The organism is Nostoc sp. CALU 546 (assembly GCF_048836525.1).
Map to the genome: position 1 here is coordinate 20,599 of NZ_JAWJTF010000055.1, position 17,943 is coordinate 38,541.

Annotated in this window: 19 protein-coding genes and 1 other RNA gene; 15 read left to right on the forward strand and 5 right to left on the reverse strand. The window is 42.5% G+C overall.

The window, feature by feature from the left end; all coding sequences use genetic code 11:
• Nucleotides 1–106: 106 nt before the first annotated feature.
• The gene (locus RRG12_RS24325) at nucleotides 107–1,171 is read right to left on the reverse strand and encodes an L-histidine N(alpha)-methyltransferase (RefSeq protein ID WP_420760953.1); all 1,065 of its coding nucleotides are present in this window, start codon (nucleotides 1,169–1,171) and stop codon (nucleotides 107–109) included.
• Nucleotides 1,172–1,369: 198 nt separating this feature from the next.
• Between RRG12_RS24325 and RRG12_RS24330 the strand changes: the two genes are divergently transcribed.
• The 4 genes from RRG12_RS24330 to RRG12_RS24345 all read left to right on the forward strand — a co-directional run bounded on the left by RRG12_RS24330 (nucleotide 1,370) and on the right by RRG12_RS24345 (nucleotide 6,119).
• The gene (locus RRG12_RS24330; protein ID WP_420760954.1) at nucleotides 1,370–3,163 is read left to right on the forward strand and encodes an ABC transporter ATP-binding protein; all 1,794 of its coding nucleotides are present in this window, start codon (nucleotides 1,370–1,372) and stop codon (nucleotides 3,161–3,163) included.
• 180 nt (nucleotides 3,164–3,343) lie between these two features.
• The gene (locus RRG12_RS24335) at nucleotides 3,344–5,146 is read left to right on the forward strand and encodes an ABC transporter ATP-binding protein (protein WP_069073272.1); all 1,803 of its coding nucleotides are present in this window, start codon (nucleotides 3,344–3,346) and stop codon (nucleotides 5,144–5,146) included.
• Between the two features lie 155 nt (nucleotides 5,147–5,301).
• Nucleotides 5,302–5,556: a TIGR03643 family protein gene (locus RRG12_RS24340; protein WP_181929320.1), complete on the forward strand. Its 255-nt coding sequence runs from the start codon at nucleotides 5,302–5,304 to the stop codon at nucleotides 5,554–5,556.
• Nucleotides 5,557–5,591: 35 nt separating this feature from the next.
• The gene (locus RRG12_RS24345) at nucleotides 5,592–6,119 is read left to right on the forward strand and encodes a dihydrofolate reductase family protein (protein ID WP_420760955.1); all 528 of its coding nucleotides are present in this window, start codon (nucleotides 5,592–5,594) and stop codon (nucleotides 6,117–6,119) included.
• Between the two features lie 437 nt (nucleotides 6,120–6,556).
• Here RRG12_RS24345 and trxA read toward each other — a convergent pair whose 3' ends face one another.
• Nucleotides 6,557–6,904 carry a thioredoxin gene (gene trxA / locus RRG12_RS24350; protein ID WP_069073275.1) on the reverse strand — a complete coding sequence of 116 codons (348 nt, stop codon included), beginning with the start codon at nucleotides 6,902–6,904 and terminating at the stop codon, nucleotides 6,557–6,559.
• A 331-nt stretch (nucleotides 6,905–7,235) separates the two neighbouring features.
• Between trxA and RRG12_RS24355 the strand changes: the two genes are divergently transcribed.
• On the forward strand, nucleotides 7,236–7,445 hold the full coding sequence (locus RRG12_RS24355) for a hypothetical protein (protein ID WP_069073276.1): 210 nt from the start codon (nucleotides 7,236–7,238) through the stop codon (nucleotides 7,443–7,445).
• Between the two features lie 182 nt (nucleotides 7,446–7,627).
• On the opposite strand, the gene RRG12_RS24360 is transcribed toward RRG12_RS24355, so the two are convergent.
• From RRG12_RS24360 to aroB, 3 genes are all read right to left on the reverse strand, one after another.
• A complete protein-coding gene (locus RRG12_RS24360; RefSeq protein ID WP_420760956.1) occupies nucleotides 7,628–7,936 on the reverse strand; it encodes a hypothetical protein in 309 nt (102 codons plus the stop codon).
• A 171-nt stretch (nucleotides 7,937–8,107) separates the two neighbouring features.
• On the reverse strand, nucleotides 8,108–8,686 hold the full coding sequence (locus tag RRG12_RS24365) for a Uma2 family endonuclease (protein ID WP_420760957.1): 579 nt from the start codon (nucleotides 8,684–8,686) through the stop codon (nucleotides 8,108–8,110).
• Nucleotides 8,687–8,768: 82 nt separating this feature from the next.
• The gene (aroB, locus tag RRG12_RS24370; protein ID WP_420760971.1) at nucleotides 8,769–9,881 is read right to left on the reverse strand and encodes a 3-dehydroquinate synthase; all 1,113 of its coding nucleotides are present in this window, start codon (nucleotides 9,879–9,881) and stop codon (nucleotides 8,769–8,771) included.
• Between the two features lie 214 nt (nucleotides 9,882–10,095).
• Here aroB and petL point away from each other — a divergent pair, with 214 nt between their 5' ends.
• The 10 genes from petL to ssrA all read left to right on the forward strand — a co-directional run bounded on the left by petL (nucleotide 10,096) and on the right by ssrA (nucleotide 17,580).
• Nucleotides 10,096–10,191, forward strand: a complete 96-nt coding sequence (petL, locus tag RRG12_RS24375) for a cytochrome b6-f complex subunit PetL (protein ID WP_084227316.1) — start codon at nucleotides 10,096–10,098, stop codon at nucleotides 10,189–10,191.
• A 269-nt stretch (nucleotides 10,192–10,460) separates the two neighbouring features.
• Nucleotides 10,461–10,901, forward strand: coding sequence for an ATP synthase subunit I (locus RRG12_RS24380; protein WP_069073279.1), 441 nt, complete (start codon nucleotides 10,461–10,463; stop codon nucleotides 10,899–10,901).
• Between the two features lie 60 nt (nucleotides 10,902–10,961).
• Nucleotides 10,962–11,723: a F0F1 ATP synthase subunit A gene (gene atpB, locus RRG12_RS24385; RefSeq protein WP_012411161.1), complete on the forward strand. Its 762-nt coding sequence runs from the start codon at nucleotides 10,962–10,964 to the stop codon at nucleotides 11,721–11,723.
• Between the two features lie 148 nt (nucleotides 11,724–11,871).
• A complete protein-coding gene (gene atpE, locus RRG12_RS24390; RefSeq protein WP_012411162.1) occupies nucleotides 11,872–12,117 on the forward strand; it encodes an ATP synthase F0 subunit C in 246 nt (81 codons plus the stop codon).
• A gap of 424 nt (nucleotides 12,118–12,541) precedes the next feature.
• Nucleotides 12,542–12,973 (forward strand): F0F1 ATP synthase subunit B', encoded by a 432-nt coding sequence (locus RRG12_RS24395; protein ID WP_181929326.1) that lies wholly within the window; start codon nucleotides 12,542–12,544, stop codon nucleotides 12,971–12,973.
• Nucleotides 12,974–13,189: 216 nt separating this feature from the next.
• The gene (locus tag RRG12_RS24400) at nucleotides 13,190–13,762 is read left to right on the forward strand and encodes a F0F1 ATP synthase subunit B (RefSeq protein ID WP_181929327.1); all 573 of its coding nucleotides are present in this window, start codon (nucleotides 13,190–13,192) and stop codon (nucleotides 13,760–13,762) included.
• Nucleotides 13,759–14,313, forward strand: a complete 555-nt coding sequence (atpH, locus tag RRG12_RS24405; RefSeq protein ID WP_069073282.1) for an ATP synthase F1 subunit delta — start codon at nucleotides 13,759–13,761, stop codon at nucleotides 14,311–14,313. Before RRG12_RS24400 ends, atpH begins: the two co-directional genes overlap by 4 nt.
• Before the next feature lie 140 nt (nucleotides 14,314–14,453).
• Nucleotides 14,454–15,974: a F0F1 ATP synthase subunit alpha gene (gene atpA, locus RRG12_RS24410; RefSeq protein WP_069073283.1), complete on the forward strand. Its 1,521-nt coding sequence runs from the start codon at nucleotides 14,454–14,456 to the stop codon at nucleotides 15,972–15,974.
• A gap of 97 nt (nucleotides 15,975–16,071) precedes the next feature.
• A complete protein-coding gene (locus tag RRG12_RS24415) occupies nucleotides 16,072–17,019 on the forward strand; it encodes a F0F1 ATP synthase subunit gamma (protein WP_069073284.1) in 948 nt (315 codons plus the stop codon).
• Between the two features lie 171 nt (nucleotides 17,020–17,190).
• Nucleotides 17,191–17,580, forward strand: a transfer-messenger RNA (tmRNA) gene (gene ssrA / locus RRG12_RS24420).
• The last annotated feature ends 363 nt before the right edge of the window (nucleotides 17,581–17,943 follow it).

A 17,943-nucleotide genomic window follows, 5' to 3' on the forward strand; every position in this document is an offset into this window, starting at 1 on the left:
GCCATAATAATAACCCATAGCAATCCTAAATTATACGTGAAAAGTTAGATACCCAACTTATTTGATAAGTTGGGTATCTGAACAGCGCAAAATATAATTGAAAAGGTTAGTTACTGGCAACCTTACAAATTACCATAATATGTGATTTGTATTTGTTAGTACTATATTGAATAAGTTGTAATCCAGAACGTTCTAGTTCTTGTAAAAGTGCAGGCATTTCATGCTTATGATGTCGCCAAATAGTAATTTCTTCACCTGCGGAGATTTCAATCTTTTTATCTATCCCCATCTGATTAAAATTTATAGTGTAATCCTGATGTAGTTTTATATTAGCGATTATACTATCTGTTTTTAAATCATACTTCCTCACTAATTCACAATCTTCAGATTTAATCCCAATTTTGTTTTTTACCCATCCATATATTTCTTCTACATGATACTTGCAGCCACCTCTCACGTTTCCATCCCATCTGGAGTTAGAGCCAATTTCATTAGTGAATACCAGAAAATCGTTTTTCCCCATGCTATCTCTAAAGTTTTTGAATACCTTGTCTCTATTTTGATGATTACCAATAGTAACCCCTAAGTGAAAAAATATTTTTGCTGTGTCATCAATTTCAAGGTTAGCTTTATTTTGTTGGAATAAAGTTTTGGGTACGCAACTATTTTCGATGTCAATTGTAGAACTGATAAAATCGACGAGAGGAAACCATTTTTTGAAGTTTTTTCTAGATAAATTCAGCAATTCATCGCTAATATCCAATGCGATATATTTATTGATTTTTGCTAATTTATTAAGTCTTTGAATAAAATCTTTAACCGGATATGAATTTCCTGCACCTACATCTACAATATTGACTTTTTTACCATTTTGAATATTGTCATTCAAGTATTGAAAGTTATTCTTTAAAAGTTCAATTTCTACATTTGATGTTCGATACCATGTAGGAATAAGATATTTGAGATAAAACTCATTCCAGATGTTTGCGCCTCTACCTTTATAAGAATACTTTAATGGTATTTCTCGTCTGAATTCTAATGCATGAATTATTTCTAAAACTTCTTCTTCAGAAAAAATAGAGTAGAACTCAGAACTTGGCTTGGCTGTGCGGCTGATAACAGTTGAGATATCCGAGGGAAGTGGGGAATTGCTATGAAAATTTTGAGCCATTATTCTTGTTCTTTGGTTTTCTTAGGTATTTAAAATTAGCCGCAATGCTTGCCAAAGAGGTATTTTCCCATACCGTTGTCCCAAAATTTGGAATTTCCACGACAAATAGATCCCACATTCCTCACTCTCAATTAGCCAATGTGGTTTTTTACAATCAAAATACGAGATAATTTTCCAAAGATACAGGGGTGAATTCCAGTGGTTCAGCAACCAGAACTCCAGGAAACTTCGTCAATACAGTCAATCCAGCGCGTGCTTAAGAGTTTAAGCACTTACCGATGGACTTCGCTAGGAGCATTGGTCAGTCTGTTGCTGTTGACGATCGCAAACGCAGTTACCCCACAACTATTTCGGTGGGGAATAGATCAGGGAATCATCAAACAAAACCTCCAAATTGTGCTATACAGCGCCGCCTGGATGGTAGTCGCTGCGATCGCTCGTGGTGTATTTAACTTTGGACAAAGCTATTTAGCAGAAGCAGTGTCTCAGGGTGTAGCTTATGACCTGCGAAACAAAATTTTTAGCAAAATTCAAACTCTCAGTTTCAGCTATCATGACCAGGCGCAGACTTCCCAACTACTAACCCGTGTCACCAGTGACATTGAGCAGATCCGTACCTTTGTTGGCACTAACTTAATTCAGGTCATCGGTTCAATTGTGACATTGGTGACTATTTCGGTAGTTTTGCTGGTGATGAACTGGCAATTAGCGCTGATTACGCTAACGGTAGTACCCCTAGCCGGATGGTTAATGGCGCGATTCATCAACCGAAATAACAAACTTTTTCGACAGGTACAAGAGCAACTGAGTAACCTCAATGCTGTATTGCAAGAGAACTTACTCGGAATTCGGGTAGTGAAAGCCTTTGTGCGGGAATCAACTGAAAGGTCGCGTTACACAACACTGAATGATGGCCTAGTCAAAGCAAACATGAAAACCATTAGCGCCATCCGTGATACCTTCCCCGTAATCTTTTTGCTGAGTAATTTAGTAACACTGGCAGTTTTCGGCTACGGGGGAGCGCAGGTAATTGGGAATAGATTTTCCATTGGCGAACTGGTGGCGTTTAATTCATACCTAGCGTTGATTCTCCAACCAATTTTGTTAATTGGATTTGCTGCACCTGCGATCGCTCAATCAGCTGCTTCCGCCGAACGAGTCTATGAAGTTGTAGATGCAGAGGTAGAAATTCGCGATCGCCCCGGCGCTGTCCCATTTGACACCTGCGTTGGTAGAATCACCTTTGAAAATGTTTCCTTTCGCTATCCAGGAGCAACAACCGAAACTCTCAAAGAAGTTTCCTTTGAAACCAAGCCCAAAGAGCTAATCGCCGTTTTAGGGATGACTGGTTCCGGGAAAAGCACAATTATGAACTTGCTTGCCCGCTTTTATGATGTCACAGGGGGAGCAGTTCGGATTGACGGACGAGATGTAAAAGATTTTACGCTCAAAAGTCTGCGATCGCGTATTGGTATTGTATTTCAGGAAACCACCCTCTTCTCTGGCACAATCCGCGAAAATATTGCCTACGCCAAACCCGATGCAACCTTAGAAGAGGTAATTGAAGTTGCCAAAACCGCACAAATGCACGATTTTATTAGCGGTTTACCCGATGGCTACGAGACAATTGTGGGAGAACGGGGCGTGGGCTTATCTGGTGGACAAAAACAAAGAATTGCGATCGCTCGTACCTTACTAACCGATTACAGCATTCTGATTTTGGATGATAGTACCTCAGCAGTGGATGCCAAAACTGCTGCCCAGATTCAAGCCGAACTAGATGGCTTCATGCGCCAAAAAGCTTGTACAACTTTTGTAGTAGCTCAACGCATTAGCACCGTCAAGAATGCCGATCGCATTTTTCTGATAGATAAAGGACGATTGGTAGCACAAGGCACTCACGAAGAATTGATGCAAGCCAGCCCACTCTACGGGGTGATTTTAGAATCTCAAGTAAAACCAAAGGAGAAAAATAATCCTCAATTAGCATAATTAATTTTGCTCACACCCTTCTAAATAAGTCGGTGGGAATAAACCAAAACGTAAATAGTCTTAAAACCCTTATCAATAACAAATGACAAATGACAGCCCCACCAATTAGCCTTAATCGCACCGACTTAACTTAATAAAGACTTTTAATCCAAAATCCAAAATCTAAAATCCAAAATTTTTATGAGAGGCACTATTCCCGTTGTTGCATCTGAGGAAAACGCGAGTCAGCAACTCTCCACCCTGCGGCGCTTTTTGCAATACGTGCTACTCTATCGCAAAGAAATTCCCATAGCCCTGACTTTAGTATTGATTGGTGCTATAACCCAGGCAATTGGGCCATTTTTCCTCGGCTGGTCGATTGATCGTCTCATTGCACAAGGTAATTTGCAAGGACTGCTGCTGTTATTAGGTCTACTTGGACTAAACTACGGACTTGGTGTATTAGCAATCCGGGGTCAAATCATTCGAGTCGGTTGGATTATGCAGCGATTGCTGGCTCAACTGAGGCAAGATATTTTCATTAAAATCCAAAGTTTGCCACTGAGCTTTTTTGATCGCAGCGAAGCAGGCGATTTAATGAGCCGTCTGCTGAATGATGTTAATACCGTGAATCAGGCATTTGGACTGACGATCGCCCAAATGCTGGGCAACACTTTCAGTTTGATCGGTATAATCATTGCGATGCTCTCAATCAACCTGCAACTCGGTTTGTTGAGCAACCTGGTTGTGCCACTGATGATTTTTACCACAAGCTTGTTTGCACGTTGGGCGAGAGCCAGATTTCGCGTCACCCGACAAACCATTGGGCAGCTTTCCGCCAAGTTAGAAGAAGATATTGGCAGCGTGCGAGAAGCACAGGCATTTAATCGTGTACAGACGAACATCGCAGAATTCGACGTTCTCAATGCCGCCAATCGTGATGCCAACGTCGAAGCTGTGGCAATTACTTCAGCCTTTTTGCCCTCCATCGATTTTCTCAACACACTAGCAACAGCAGGCGTGCTGGCTTATGGTGGTTATCTCGCAGTTACAGAAGCAGCAACAGTGGGTGTAGTGACCTCCTTTTTACTTTACGTCCAGCAGTTCTTCCGCCCTATCCAAATTCTCAGCCAGTTTTACACCCAAGCTCAATCTGCCTTTGCCGGATTAGAGCGAATCTTTTTATTACTAGATGAGCCGTCAGAACTCAAAGACGCACCCGATGCGACAGAAATGCCGCCTATTCAAGGTGAGGTGACATTTGAGAATGTCAAGTTTGGCTACAACCCAGATCAACTGGTTCTCAAAGGAGTGAATTTGCACGCCTATCCAGGGCAGATGGTTGCGTTAGTCGGGCCGACCGGTTCGGGAAAAAGTACAATCATTAACTTGATTTTGCGCTTTTACGATGTATCTGGCGGTGCAGTGAAAATTGATAATATTGATGTGCGTAGTGTTACTCAAGCAAGTCTGCGGCGTCAAATAGGCATCGTTCTGCAAGACAATATTCTGTTCAGTGGTACTGTTGCTGAAAACATTGCCTTTGGCGCTCCTTATGCCACCCAAGCTGATATCGAAGCGGCTGCACAACTGGCAAATGTACATGAGTTCATTACCTCATTGCCACAAGGCTATACAACTCAATTGGGTGAACGGGGAGCGCCCCTAAGTCAGGGACAGCGACAATTAATCAGTATTGCTCGTGCGGTGTTGATTAACCCGCGAATTCTGATTCTTGATGAAGCCACCAGCAGCATTGACACACGTACAGAAGCACTAGTACAGAGTGCGATCGCCCGCTTGCTTCAAGGTCGTACCAGTTTTGTAATTGCCCATCGTCTCAGTACAGTTACTCAGGCAGATCAGGTATTAGTCATTCAGCAGGGACAAATTGTAGAGCAAGGTACTCACACTGAACTTGTCAATCAGCAAGGTGTCTATGCCAACCTCTATGCCCTCCAACTGGGTGCAGCAGATACAATGGTTCTTCAAAACGAAAAGTAAAATATATTTGAAGAAGAATACATAATCCAGAATACAGAATTCAGAATTAATTAATGGAGGATTCAAACCTACCACTAACTAATGTAGAATTCATACTGAATTCTGACTCCTGAATTCCTTTTTATAGCTCAAATTTATTAATTGCCAGCCAAGGAATGAAGCTACCTAACCTCGATTCGGAAACTATCAATCGCATCATTGAAATGGCATGGGAAGATAGAACATCTTTTGATGCCATTGAGGCTCAGTTTGGGCTTCTGGAGAAACAGGTAATCGCCCTAATGAGGCGCGAAATGAAGGAATCTAGTTTCAAGATGTGGCGAGAGCGAGTTACCAAACGCAATACAAAGCATTTATCGAAGCGAGAATTTATTGCAGGTCGGTTTAAATCGCACAATCAAAAAACGTAAGGAATTGGGTGAAAAATACCAAATTCAGAAGCAAAATGACGAAAGTTACACTCTACATTGCAGCTAGTTTGGATGGCTACATTGCTCGCAGCGATGGCGGAATTGATTGGCTATCAATCCTTGATATAGAAGGGGAAGACTATGGTTACACTGATTTCTACGAATCGATTGATGCGATCGTATTAGGCAGCAAAACCTATGAAGTAGGGCTTGGTTTTGATAAATGGCCTTATCCAGACAAAAAATCTTTCGTTTTCACTCAGCGCCATCTCAAATCTGACCGCGAAGACGTTGTATTTGTTTCAGATACAGTACAACAGGCGTTAGCAAATATAGAGGCTCAAGGCTTAGAAAACATCTGGCTAGTTGGTGGTGGAGCATTAATCAATTCGTTTCTTCAGCACAATTTGATTGACGAATATATTATTTCAATTATTCCAACTATCTTAGGTGGCGGCATACAACTTTTCCCACCGCCTACCCCTGAAGAAAAATTGGAATTGATTCAATCAAAACAATATCCAAGTGGTTTACTTCAAGCACACTATAGGACTCATATTTGATTTCTGAAAAAACTCAGTACAACTAAGAAGCCTTCTTGACTATTGCCTATTGCCTATTGCCTGTCTACGCAAATTCGTTCAGAAATCAAAGCGGATTCCTATATAAGCCAATACGCTTGGGTTAGCGTCAAAAACCATAAACTGCAATACGCTTGGGTTTAGAAACTAAACCCAAGCGTATTGCAAGGCGAAAAAGAAAAGGTTAAAAATCCATACAGTTCAGATAAGCCCAAAAAACTTGTAGAGACGGCGATTCATCGCGTCTTCAAAAACAAATTATCTACACCAGTAACCTTAACTGAACTGTATTAGGTTAAAAATTTATAATTTTGCTTCAATTGGTGAGAAGTCCGATGCTCGGAAGCCGACGTTCGGAACTTCGGGTAATTTGAACTCCACCTAAAACGCCACTGTTAATTAAGAATTACGAATTCAGTTTAAACAACCTCAAGAAGTTTCTGAACAGCCTCACTAAACTGCTCGTAAGGAGAAACTCCCACGATAGTTTCTGCTAAAATGCCATCTTTGAAAATTAAAACTGCTGGAATGCTGCGAAGACCGAATTTTTTGAAAATCGGCTTGTTGCTGTCAACATCTACCTTAACGACTTTAGCGCGACCTTTGTATTCCTCGGCAAGTTGATCCATTAACGGACTGATTAGGCGACAGGGGCCACACCAAGTAGCAGTAAAATCAACAACAACAACTTTCTCTTCACTTCCATTTAAAACAACATCAAATTCACTTTCTTCAACGTAAGCAACTATGTGAGTATCAGTAGACATTTTTTAATTCCTTTAGTATCAAACTAAAATTTCAGCAAAGGACTAACTATATAAACTATACTCCCTTCTGAGTATCAGATTCACCAGTCAGCTACATTGGTAAACCCGCGCAGCTGAGTTTTGCTGAGTAGCGTATATTTAATAACACACATTTCTTGTACGTAGAATGCGATCAAAATGTAACTTACCATTCAGACTACTTCAGTGCGTTAGGTTCCGAACGAGTAATGAAGATTAAATCACGAGATATTTAAAAAGTGAGAAAACTGTGGAATAATACACAGGTGGTAAATTTAATAGCATTCCATAAATTAATAATAAATGTAAAACTATGATTACTCAACATTACAATTCAATTCATCTTGAAAACAACTTGCTAAAACAAATCAAAATTAAAGAAAATCAGCTAAAAATTGCACAAGAATCTAATATGCTCTATGTAGTAGAAGCATTACAAGATGAATTATTAGAGTTACAGCATCAATTGTCAGAGCCTCAAGACGTTGAGGTTCACGCATTGATGAGTTTGCTAGACGATTAAAATTGTAAATTTGTGTTGCAAAGTTTATTGAAAACACAAAAACTCTGTTATATCGAAGCAGAGCATAGTAATTGCAATGCCTGTAGGTGTAGTTTAGGTGCTATGGCTTAAGAATTAATGACAAGAAGTAGCGATCTAAAATGTCATAGTAAAGATGATAATTCTTACTTTAGATTAAGATTTTAGGGTTTTCGCTGAGTATCTGGTCTTTTTATCTGAGGTACTGAATCAATCTTAAGAATAGGTTTAATTGAGCGCAGTTGTCTTTGCCTAAGAATTTGAATTTCTCTCTCAATTGAATCTTTTCCTTGCCTAAAAAAGTCCTGAGAGTTATGTGGAACCAAGTCACGAGATAAATTTTGAGCTTGTGTAGGAGTCAAACGAGGAAGGGGTTGTTCAGCATTGGCGGAAGTCTGTAAAGCCAATAAAAAAGCTGTTGAAACCACCCAGGGTTTTATTTTTATACATCCGGCAAATATCAGGTTTAACATGATTGATACATCCCTTGTGTGAATGCTGATTCAAACCATCTTGTTTTGGTCTGATTATAAGCAAAATACACTTATGGGGTTGCTAATTATCTCCCACAAATGGATGAATTAATCTTGAAATTTTTGATGGATGTTAAGAGCAAGAGAATTGTGCTGGATGTAAAAAATGTACTATTCAGTAGCTAATGGTATTTTTGCCTTTTGAAACACCTGCTCAATAGTAAATTGCAGTCCTTCAAACAAAGAATCTGTGAGTAGTTCCTCTCCCATATAAGTTTGTGGTGCTGCATTTGGATAAAAAACAGTAATGCTTCTGGCTTTAATATCTAATATCCACACGCGCAGCACCTTAGCATCTAAATAGTCTTTGGCTTTAGCCGCCATTTGTCCAAAGGTTTGTCCTGGGGAAATAATCTCAATCACCAAATCAGGAGGAACAGGACAAGCTTCGTTTTCATCCCAGTTGGCGGGTAAACGCTCATAAGAAATGTATAAAATATCTGGAATTGGCATCCAATCTCGTCCCCGACGAGTTAATGCAACAGCCCATTCCGGGCAAACTTCTCCTTTCCCCTCACACGATTGCTCAATCAAATTGAGAAGAACGCGGGTAAGTTTCGCGTGAAAAAATTTTGGTGATATTTTAGGAATTGCCTGACCATCAACTAGCTCATAAGTTATGTCTCCCTCTTCTGGCGGAAGATTTAGAAACTCTTGCAAGGTTAATTGATTCTTTGCTTGGAGTATCATGACTCAATAATTCGTAATTCGTAATTCGTAATTCGTAATTGAATGACAGAGCAACTAATTTTTGTTCTGACTCCTAAATTCTTCACATTCCCTGCAAAACTTGGCGAATAATATCCGATGACACCTCATCGGTAACTGTTACTACACCAATCTCCGTTGGTAAAACAAACCGCACTTTCCCGGCTTGGACTTTCTTATCTAATTGCAACGCCTCAATAATTGCTTCAATATCTACCCCAGTTGGTAATTGAGTTGGTAAACCCGTTTTTTGAATTAAAGCATTTTGACGTTCTGTGTCTTCTTTTTGCCACAGTCCTAAATCCACAGCAATTTGACCGGCTGCTACCATACCAATGGCTACCGCTTCACCATGATTTACTAGACGATAACCAGTCAAACTTTCCACTGCATGACCGATGGTATGTCCATAGTTGAGAATCGCCCGTAATCCTCCTTCTTTCTCATCTTTGCTAACAACATCAGCTTTAGCTTGACAAGAGCGGGTTAATATGCTGTGCAATAGGTCGGGTTTTACATAGCGGAGTTGGTCTAGACGTTTACTTGCTTCTAACTGGGCAAACAATTCGGCATCCCAAATCACACCGTACTTAATAACTTCTGCCATCCCTGCCCGAAACTCACGCATAGGTAGAGTTTTTAACACATCTGGGTCAATCAAAACTAAACGCGGTTGGTGGAATGCCCCAATTAAGTTTTTACCGTGGGGATGATTCACGCCAGTTTTGCCACCAATTGCCGAATCCACCATCGCCAACAGAGAAGTAGGCACTTGGACAACATTAATACCGCGCAACCAAGTTGCAGCTGCAAAGCCAGTCATATCGCCAATTACACCTCCCCCCAAAGCCACCATAGTAGAAGAACGTTCTAAGCGGTTTTCCAAGGCGATATCGTAGAGTTTTTGGATAGAATTGAGGGTTTTATAGCGTTCACCAGGTGGTAGAGTGCAGCTAGCGACTTCAAATCCGGCAGCTGTTAGAGATGCGATCGCTCTTTCGCCAAAATGCTTAAAAATCGTCGGATTAGAAACCAGCAGTACCTTCTTGCCTAGCTTGAGACTGGCCATCTGTTGACCTAATTGATCTAAACTCGAAGGTGCGTTAGCGTAGCTCGACGAAGTTATCGCAATCTCATAAGACTGCTCTGGTAAATTTACATTAATTACAGAAGTCATTGCCCAATCCCAAACAAGCGTCCGTGGGCTGTATTGTATCGCAATCTCGGAAATGGGCATAGGGCATTGGGAATTGGGGATTGGTTAAGAAACAAGGAAGCAGGGGAAAAGTTGTAGTAAGTATTTCCCCTCTACCACCATGCCCAATGCCCCATTCCCAATGCCCAACAACTAATGATTCAATAGATTTAGGAAGTATTCTGGAGAGCAATAAATGTTTGCAATTGTATCTTATGTCGTCTTCTTGGGTTTATTCTTTGGCTTATCTGTAGGTTTGCTGTTCGGTCTACGGACTGCCAAGATAATTTAATCGAGAGATAGATTCAACCCAAAACTCTTGTGGGGTAGGCATCTTGCCTGCCCTCAATTTACGAATGGGCTATAAAACCCTTATTTTTTCACCACGTCCACGTCGGCGGACTTGGTAAAAGTGCTGTAAGCTTTAGTCCGTCGGCACTTACTCTCTGATGTTGACAAGAAGTTAATTGTTTTTTCCTAAAGTATTGTTACCGCATCGTGATATGATTCAGCTGACTGAATGTGCAGTCATCATATTTAACTGTACTGGTTTCAAGTCCCGTGAGCTTGTCTGACGAATCAATTGCGCCCACTCCGACAACGCAACAAGATGCTAAAACCGATTCTGAAGACACAGAATCGGATAACTCCATGCAAGAGTTCTATCAACTCTTCCAGCGATTGTTGGTAATCACGCTTGTCTTGACGGGGGTTATTTTTATCTCTGTGTGGATTTTTTATTCCTTAAACATTGCCCTAAATTATTTAATTGGGGCGTGTACAGGTGTGGTTTACTTAAAAATGTTGGCTAGAGATGTTGAGCAGCTCGGTAGTGAGAAAACCAGTCTGAGCAAAACTCGTTTTGCTCTATTTATGGGAGTCATGATCGTAGCAACTCAATGGCGTGAGCTACAGATTCTACCCATTTTTTTGGGATTTCTAACTTACAAAGCCACGCTCCTCGTCTATATGGTGCAAATTGCGTTCATTCCTGATTCTTAAGAATTCAGGCTCACAAAGATAGTAATCCCATCCTCGCTCGTTGGGGAAAATGCTTGAAGAATGCAAATGCTTAGTGTCTTAAACGCCTTTAATTCTTTTCCCCTCGCCGAATTAGAAGTAGGACATCATTTCTACTGGCAGTTGGGCAATCTTAAAATTCATGGGCAAGTTTTTCTCACCTCATGGTTTGTGATTAGTATTCTAGTAGTGGCCTCAATAGCTGCTACTCGAAATGCACAAAGAATTCCCAAGGGCATCCAAAATTTGATGGAATACGCCCTAGAATTCATTCGTGATTTGGCCAAAAACCAACTCGGTGAGAAAGAGTACCGCCCTTGGGTGCCATTTATTGGCACATTGTTCTTGTTTATTTTCGTATCGAACTGGTCAGGCGCACTAATTCCCTGGAAGCTCATCAAGCTACCTTCAGGCGAATTGGCAGCTCCCACCAATGACATCAATACGACTGTTGCATTGGCATTGCTGACTTCCTTGGCGTACTTTTACGCAGGTTTTAGCAAGCGGGGTTTAGGCTACTTTAAGAAATATATAGAGCCAACACCCGTTTTGTTGCCGATCGCAATTCTTGAAGATTTCACCAAACCTCTCTCCCTAAGCTTCCGGCTATTTGGTAATATTTTGGCGGATGAATTGGTTGTAGCGGTGTTGGTGCTGCTAGTTCCTCTATTTGTACCTCTGCCTGTAATGGCCTTGGGTTTGTTTACCAGTGCCATTCAAGCCCTGGTTTTCGCCACCCTCGCCGGAGCATACATTCATGAGGCAATGGAGGGGCATGGCGGAGAAGAACATGAGGAGCATTAAACTTCTCAGTTGATAGCACAGTTCCAAGAGCATATTCGCTCAAAATATCGCAAAGCGCGATCAAAGAACTTATGTGCAGCGTGAAAACCACGTTTCTAATCGTTAACGTACTTTTGTTAGTTTTGTAATCAAAGCAAGGAAAATCAACATGGATCCATTAGTTCAGGCTGCTTCAGTTCTCGCTGCTGCTTTAGCGATTGGTTTAGCTGCAATTGGCCCTGGTATTGGTCAAGGTAATGCTGCTGGACAAGCAGTAGAAGGTATTGCTCGTCAACCTGAAGCAGAAGGAAAAATTCGCGGTACTCTGCTATTAACCTTGGCATTCATGGAATCCTTGACTATCTATGGTCTAGTAATTGCCTTGGTATTGCTGTTTGCTAACCCCTTCGGCTAATACCTGAAAATTTTGTGAGTGTGGAGACGTGAATCATCACGCCTCTACAATCTAAGAGGTTTTAGGTATTTAGTCATTCTAATGTGATTTTAGATTTTAGATTTTGGATTTTGGATTATCAAGAGTTTCCGGTACATGTGCCGAAGGTGATTGGTGAAACAAATCTCAAATCATTAATCTAAAATGCTCAGAAGAACATACCCTTGGATTAGTGTTAATCCCTTTGGGTTCAGCAGTCGCTCATGGGGGAAACCCCCATCGCCCTTGGCGTCTCCCCTTGGGAGAAGACCGCGCTGCTTCACCAAAATTGCAAATCTAAAATCCAAAATTACTTGACCCTTGTTGGCTATGGGTCTCTAAAATATGAAAGGTTGGATGACGTTGCTAGCCATGAAAACTGCTACTCCAGCCAAAGAGGAGACAAATGTTTGATTTCGATGCTACCTTGCCCTTCATGGCATTGCAATTCCTGCTCTTGGCAGCTTTGTTGAATGCAATTTTCTATAAGCCACTGACCAAGGTACTAGACGATCGCGATAGTTACATCCGAACGAATACCCTTGAGGCGCGGGAGAGCTTGGCTAAAGCCGAGCGCTTGGCTACCGAATATGAGCAGCAACTCGCAGACGCTCGCAGACAATCGCAAGCGACTATAGAAGCAGCTCAACTTGAAGCTAAGAAAATTACTGCTGAGAAAATTGCTGAGGCCCAAAAAGAAGCTCAGACTCAACGAGAACAAGCTTCTGTTGAAATAGAACAACAAAAGCAGGAAGCTTTTCGCACCTTAGAGCAACAAGTTGATTCTCTAAGCAGGCAGATTCTAGAAAAACTATTGGGGCCAACTCCAGTTAGATAAGCTAACTAGACTGGCTCTGTGAAAGCATACGCGCAACTGGGCCCTAGTCCAGAGCGCAAAATTTAAGTGTCACAAAAAGGCACTTTTTTCCCTTCGGGGAAAAGATACTTAACTTCCTTACGGGGAAAAGATACTTAAATTTCCCTTCGGGGAAAGATACTTAAAATTTCCCTTGGGGAAAATACAACGTATTAGCAGCGAGCAGCGCACTTGTAAATGGGTATCATGGGGACATTCTTATTACTTGCCGCAGAAGCGAACGCTGTTCACTCTGAATTGGCAGAAGGCGCAGCAGAAGGTGGTTTCGGTCTAAACCTAGACATTTTTGAAACCAATCTGATCAATCTAGCGATTCTGATTGGCATATTATTCTACTTCGGACGTAAAGTTTTAAGCAATATCCTGAACGAGCGACAATCCAATATTGCCACCGCAATTCAGGAAGCAGAAGGGCGCTTAAAAGAGGCAAAGACTGCCCTTTCCCAAGCGCAAGAGCAATTGAAGCAATCTCAGGCAGAGGCAGAACGCATCCGCCAATCTGCCGTAGAAAACGCTCAAAAAGCGAAAGAAGCCTTGTTAGCGAAGGCAGTGCAAGACGTAGAACGCTTGAAACAAACAGCAGCAGCAGATTTAAACACCGAAACTGATCGAGCGATCGCTCAACTGCGGCAACGGGTAGCTACACTAGCATTGCAAAAAGTCGAATCGCAACTCAAAAGCGGGATTGCCGACGATGCTCAACAAAGTTTAATTGACCGCAGCATCGCACAACTGGGAGGCAATGTATGACAAGTCAGGTAGCGGCAGCTGAAGTAGCCCAACCTTACGCACAGGCACTTTTGTCAATAGCGCAATCGAAAAATTTGACAGAAGAGTTCGGGGAAGATGCGCGGACTTTCCTCGGCCTGCTCAGAGCAGACAAACAGCTACATAACTTCTTCAGCAACCCGTTTATTCAGTCTGAGAACAAAAAAGCTCTCATCAAACAAATACTCGGTGAAGGATCTAACCCCTACTTACGCAATTTTTTGCTGGTATTGGTAGATAAACGGCGCATTGCATTTTTGGAATCAATTTTTCAACAGTATTTGGCGCTGTTGCGGCAGCTGAATCAAACCGTATTAGCGGAAGTAATTTCAGCCGTTCCCCTCACAGAAGCTCAACAGCAGGCAATTACAGAAAAGGTGATCGCCATTACGAATGCTCGCCAGGTAGAACTAGAAACCAATGTAGACAGCGAGTTAATTGGTGGTGTGATCATTAAAGTAGGTTCTCAGGTAATTGACGCCAGTATCCGGGGTCAGTTGCGCCGCCTTTCATTGCGCTTAACCAATAGCTAGAAAATTGGGACTGGGGACTGGGTACTGGGGACTAGGAAAAAGATTATAGTCATAAATTCTTTCCATCCCCAATCCCTAATCCCCAATCCCTAATCCCCAGTCCCTTTTACTTCCGTCTCGAAAGCAAAAAAGATAGACACATGAGCATATCAATTAGACCTGACGAAATTAGCAGCATTATCCAACAACAAATCGAGCAATACGATCAAGAGGTCAAAGTTGCTAACGTTGGTACTGTCCTCCAAGTTGGTGACGGCATTGCCCGGATCTATGGTCTGGAAAAGGCTATGTCTGGGGAACTCTTAGAATTTGAAGATGGCACAATTGGCATCGCTCAAAACTTAGAAGAAGACAACGTGGGCGCGGTGTTGATGGGTGAAGGGCTAGAAATTCAAGAAGGTAGTTCTGTAACTGCTACTGGTAGAATTGCCCAAGTACCTGTGGGAGAAGCTCTAATTGGAAGAGTTGTAGACGCTTTGGGTCGTCCCATCGATGGCAAGGGAGACATCAAATCCTCAGAAAGCCGTTTGATTGAATCTCCAGCACCAGGTATCATTGCCCGTCGGTCTGTACACGAACCCATGCAAACGGGGATCACAGCTATTGACTCAATGATTCCTATCGGTCGTGGTCAGCGGGAATTGATTATTGGCGATCGCCAAACCGGTAAAACTGCGATCGCAATCGACACCATCATCAACCAAAAAGAAGAAGATGTAGTTTGTGTCTACGTTGCGATCGGTCAAAAAGCTTCCACAGTTGCTAACGTGGTGCAGACATTGCAAGAAAAAGGTGCAATGGATTACACCGTTGTCGTCGCAGCTAGTGCCAGTGAACCAGCAACCCTACAATACCTAGCTCCTTACACAGGCGCAACTATTGCTGAGTACTTTATGTACAAAGGCAAAGCTACCCTGGTAATTTATGATGACCTTTCCAAGCAAGCCCAAGCTTACCGCCAAATGTCCCTATTGCTACGTCGTCCACCCGGACGCGAAGCTTACCCTGGCGATGTATTCTACATCCACTCTCGCTTGTTAGAAAGAGCCGCCAAGCTGAGTGACGAATTAGGTAAAGGCAGCATGACCGCCCTACCAATCATCGAAACCCAAGCTGGTGACGTTTCAGCGTACATCCCCACCAACGTAATTTCGATTACCGATGGTCAGATATTCCTGTCTTCTGACTTGTTTAACGCTGGTATCCGTCCCGCTGTAAACCCCGGTATTTCTGTATCCCGTGTGGGTTCTGCGGCTCAAACCAAGGCAATGAAAAAAGTTGCCGGTAAGATTAAATTGGAATTAGCCCAATTTGACGACCTACAAGCCTTCGCTCAATTTGCTTCTGACTTAGATAAAGCCACTCAAGACCAGTTGGCACGGGGTCAACGGTTGCGCGAACTTCTGAAGCAGCCACAAAATTCGCCACTCTCGGTATACGAGCAAGTAGCAATTTTGTACGCTGGTATTAATGGTTACTTAGATGACGTGCCTGTAAATCAAGTAACCACCTTCACCAAAGGTCTGCGGGACTACTTAAAGACTGGTAAAACCCAGTATGCCGAAGGAGTAAAAGCCTCCAAAGCACTAGGTGACGCAGAAGAAGCTGCCTTGAAAGAAGCACTCACCGAATACAAGAAGACCTTCAAAGCAGCAGCGTAATTAATAGTGAGGAGTGAAGAGTTAAGAGTTAAAAGTTAATGAAATACTCCTAGCTCTTAACTCCTAACTCCTAACTCCTAACTCCTAACTCAAGAATATGGCCAATCTAAAAGCAATACGCGATCGCATTCAGTCGGTCAAAAATACCAAAAAAATCACAGAAGCCATGCGTCTCGTAGCTGCGGCTAGAGTACGTCGGGCGCAAGAACAAGTGCTAGCGACTCGTCCCTTTGCCGATCGCTTGGCACAAGTATTGTATGGTTTGCAAAGCCGTCTGCGCTTTGAAGAAGCAAACCTACCACTACTGAAAAAACGCCAAGTTAAGTCAGTCGGGTTGTTGGTTATTTCAGGCGATCGCGGTCTATGCGGCGGCTACAATAATAACGTCATCCGTCGTGCAGAAAACCGCGCCAAGGAAATCCAGGCAGAAGGTTTAGACTATAAATTTGTACTCGTCGGACGCAAATCTACCCAGTACTTTCAACGCCGCGATCAGCCCATCGATGCTACTTACACCGGCTTAGAGCAAATCCCCACCGCAGCAGAAGCCAATCAGATCGCTGACCAACTACTTTCCTTGTTCCTTTCGGAAGAAGTTGACCGCATCGAATTAATCTATACCAGATTTGTCTCTTTGGTTAGCTCACGTCCGGTAATACAAACCTTACTACCCCTTGATCCACAAGGTTTAGAAGCAGGCGATGACGAAATCTTCCGCTTAACAACCCGTGGTGGTCAATTTCAAGTTGAACGGGAGAAAGTGACTAGCCAAGTTCGTCCGTTGGCTCCTGACATGATTTTTGAACAAGATCCAGTACAGATTCTTGATTCTCTGTTACCTCTGTATCTGAGTAACCAGCTATTGCGGGCGCTGCAAGAATCGGCGGCTAGTGAACTAGCAGCGCGGATGACAGCCATGAGTAATGCCAGTGAAAATGCTGGTGAACTGATTAACACCCTCACCCTGTCTTACAACAAAGCCCGACAAGCTGCAATTACTCAAGAACTCCTTGAGGTTGTGGGCGGTGCTGAAGCACTAACTTAGAAAAATACTTGTTGTGGATCACGCTAAATAGCCAATTGCTAGTTGTTTTAAAATTAGCGATTGGCTATTTTGAGTAATTAGAGCCATATATTCTGACTTTAATAATTACGAATTACGAATTACGAATTACGAATTAAAGATCCCGTATTATAATTGAAGTATGAAGCGCATGGGTCCGTCACGGTTTCGACAGGTTGGCGAACGCTGCTCTGTGATTCAGGTCGAGAGTGAGTCTCCTCTCGGAAATCAAAGGCTCAAACAAAAAGTAAATGCGAATAACATCGTTAGCTTTGCTCGTAAGGATGCTCTAGTAGCTGCCTAAACACCTCTTATAGGTTCGAGCGTCTTTAGTTTGACTCCGTTAAGGACTGAAGACCAACCCCCAACGGATGCTCTAGCAAGCGTTCTCTGGTTGGCTTGCTGGCTAAGATTAAATCAGAGCATCCTACGTTCGGGATAATGAACGATTCCCGCCTTGAGGGTCAGAAAGGCTAAACCTGTGAATGAGCGGGGGGTCAATACCCAATTTGGACAGCAGTTCGACTCTGCTCGGATCCACTAAAAATAAGTAACAAATCCACCAAACACTTTAATGTTTAGGTGGATTTTGTTTTATCGAACAGAATTCAGGAGTCAGGAGTCAGAATTCAGCAATGTTTTCTGTATGACTGGCGGTGCTTCGTAGCGTATACCCTTCGGGATGCTTCACTTAGAGCGAGTATTTTCGAGTCGCGTCTGAATAATCGACGTTTTTGCACCCCCACCAAATTTTCAAGTTGGTGGTGCAACAATTCCTGCGCCGGTCTGAATCCCCGACTGATAGCGTTGTGGAAAGCGAGTCCGCGTTCGCTTTTAGCGTCTTGTAGAGAGCGTCTTTATTCTGACTCCTGTTAGCGGATAGCTAAGGTTTAGCCCATTCTGACT

What these genes read in the sequence shown, in the direction of transcription:
- RRG12_RS24365 (WP_420760957.1), bottom strand. Translation starts at nt 8,686, where the DNA reads ATGATACTCCAAGCAAAGAATCAATTAACCTTGCAAGAGTTTCTAAAT.
- RRG12_RS24355 (WP_069073276.1), top strand. Translation starts at nt 7,236, where the DNA reads ATGATTACTCAACATTACAATTCAATTCATCTTGAAAACAACTTGCTA.
- RRG12_RS24340 (WP_181929320.1), top strand. Translation starts at nt 5,302, where the DNA reads ATGAAGCTACCTAACCTCGATTCGGAAACTATCAATCGCATCATTGAA.
- atpB (WP_012411161.1), top strand. Translation starts at nt 10,962, where the DNA reads ATGCAAATGCTTAGTGTCTTAAACGCCTTTAATTCTTTTCCCCTCGCC.
- RRG12_RS24325 (WP_420760953.1), bottom strand. Translation starts at nt 1,171, where the DNA reads ATGGCTCAAAATTTTCATAGCAATTCCCCACTTCCCTCGGATATCTCA.
- atpE (WP_012411162.1), top strand. Translation starts at nt 11,872, where the DNA reads ATGGATCCATTAGTTCAGGCTGCTTCAGTTCTCGCTGCTGCTTTAGCG.
- atpH (WP_069073282.1), top strand. Translation starts at nt 13,759, where the DNA reads ATGACAAGTCAGGTAGCGGCAGCTGAAGTAGCCCAACCTTACGCACAG.
- atpA (WP_069073283.1), top strand. Translation starts at nt 14,454, where the DNA reads ATGAGCATATCAATTAGACCTGACGAAATTAGCAGCATTATCCAACAA.
- RRG12_RS24415 (WP_069073284.1), top strand. Translation starts at nt 16,072, where the DNA reads ATGGCCAATCTAAAAGCAATACGCGATCGCATTCAGTCGGTCAAAAAT.
- RRG12_RS24335 (WP_069073272.1), top strand. Translation starts at nt 3,344, where the DNA reads ATGAGAGGCACTATTCCCGTTGTTGCATCTGAGGAAAACGCGAGTCAG.
- RRG12_RS24395 (WP_181929326.1), top strand. Translation starts at nt 12,542, where the DNA reads ATGTTTGATTTCGATGCTACCTTGCCCTTCATGGCATTGCAATTCCTG.
- trxA (WP_069073275.1), bottom strand. Translation starts at nt 6,904, where the DNA reads ATGTCTACTGATACTCACATAGTTGCTTACGTTGAAGAAAGTGAATTT.
- petL (WP_084227316.1), top strand. Translation starts at nt 10,096, where the DNA reads ATGTTTGCAATTGTATCTTATGTCGTCTTCTTGGGTTTATTCTTTGGC.
- RRG12_RS24400 (WP_181929327.1), top strand. Translation starts at nt 13,190, where the DNA reads ATGGGTATCATGGGGACATTCTTATTACTTGCCGCAGAAGCGAACGCT.
- aroB (WP_420760971.1), bottom strand. Translation starts at nt 9,881, where the DNA reads ATGACTTCTGTAATTAATGTAAATTTACCAGAGCAGTCTTATGAGATT.
- RRG12_RS24360 (WP_420760956.1), bottom strand. Translation starts at nt 7,936, where the DNA reads ATGTTAAACCTGATATTTGCCGGATGTATAAAAATAAAACCCTGGGTG.
- RRG12_RS24345 (WP_420760955.1), top strand. Translation starts at nt 5,592, where the DNA reads ATGACGAAAGTTACACTCTACATTGCAGCTAGTTTGGATGGCTACATT.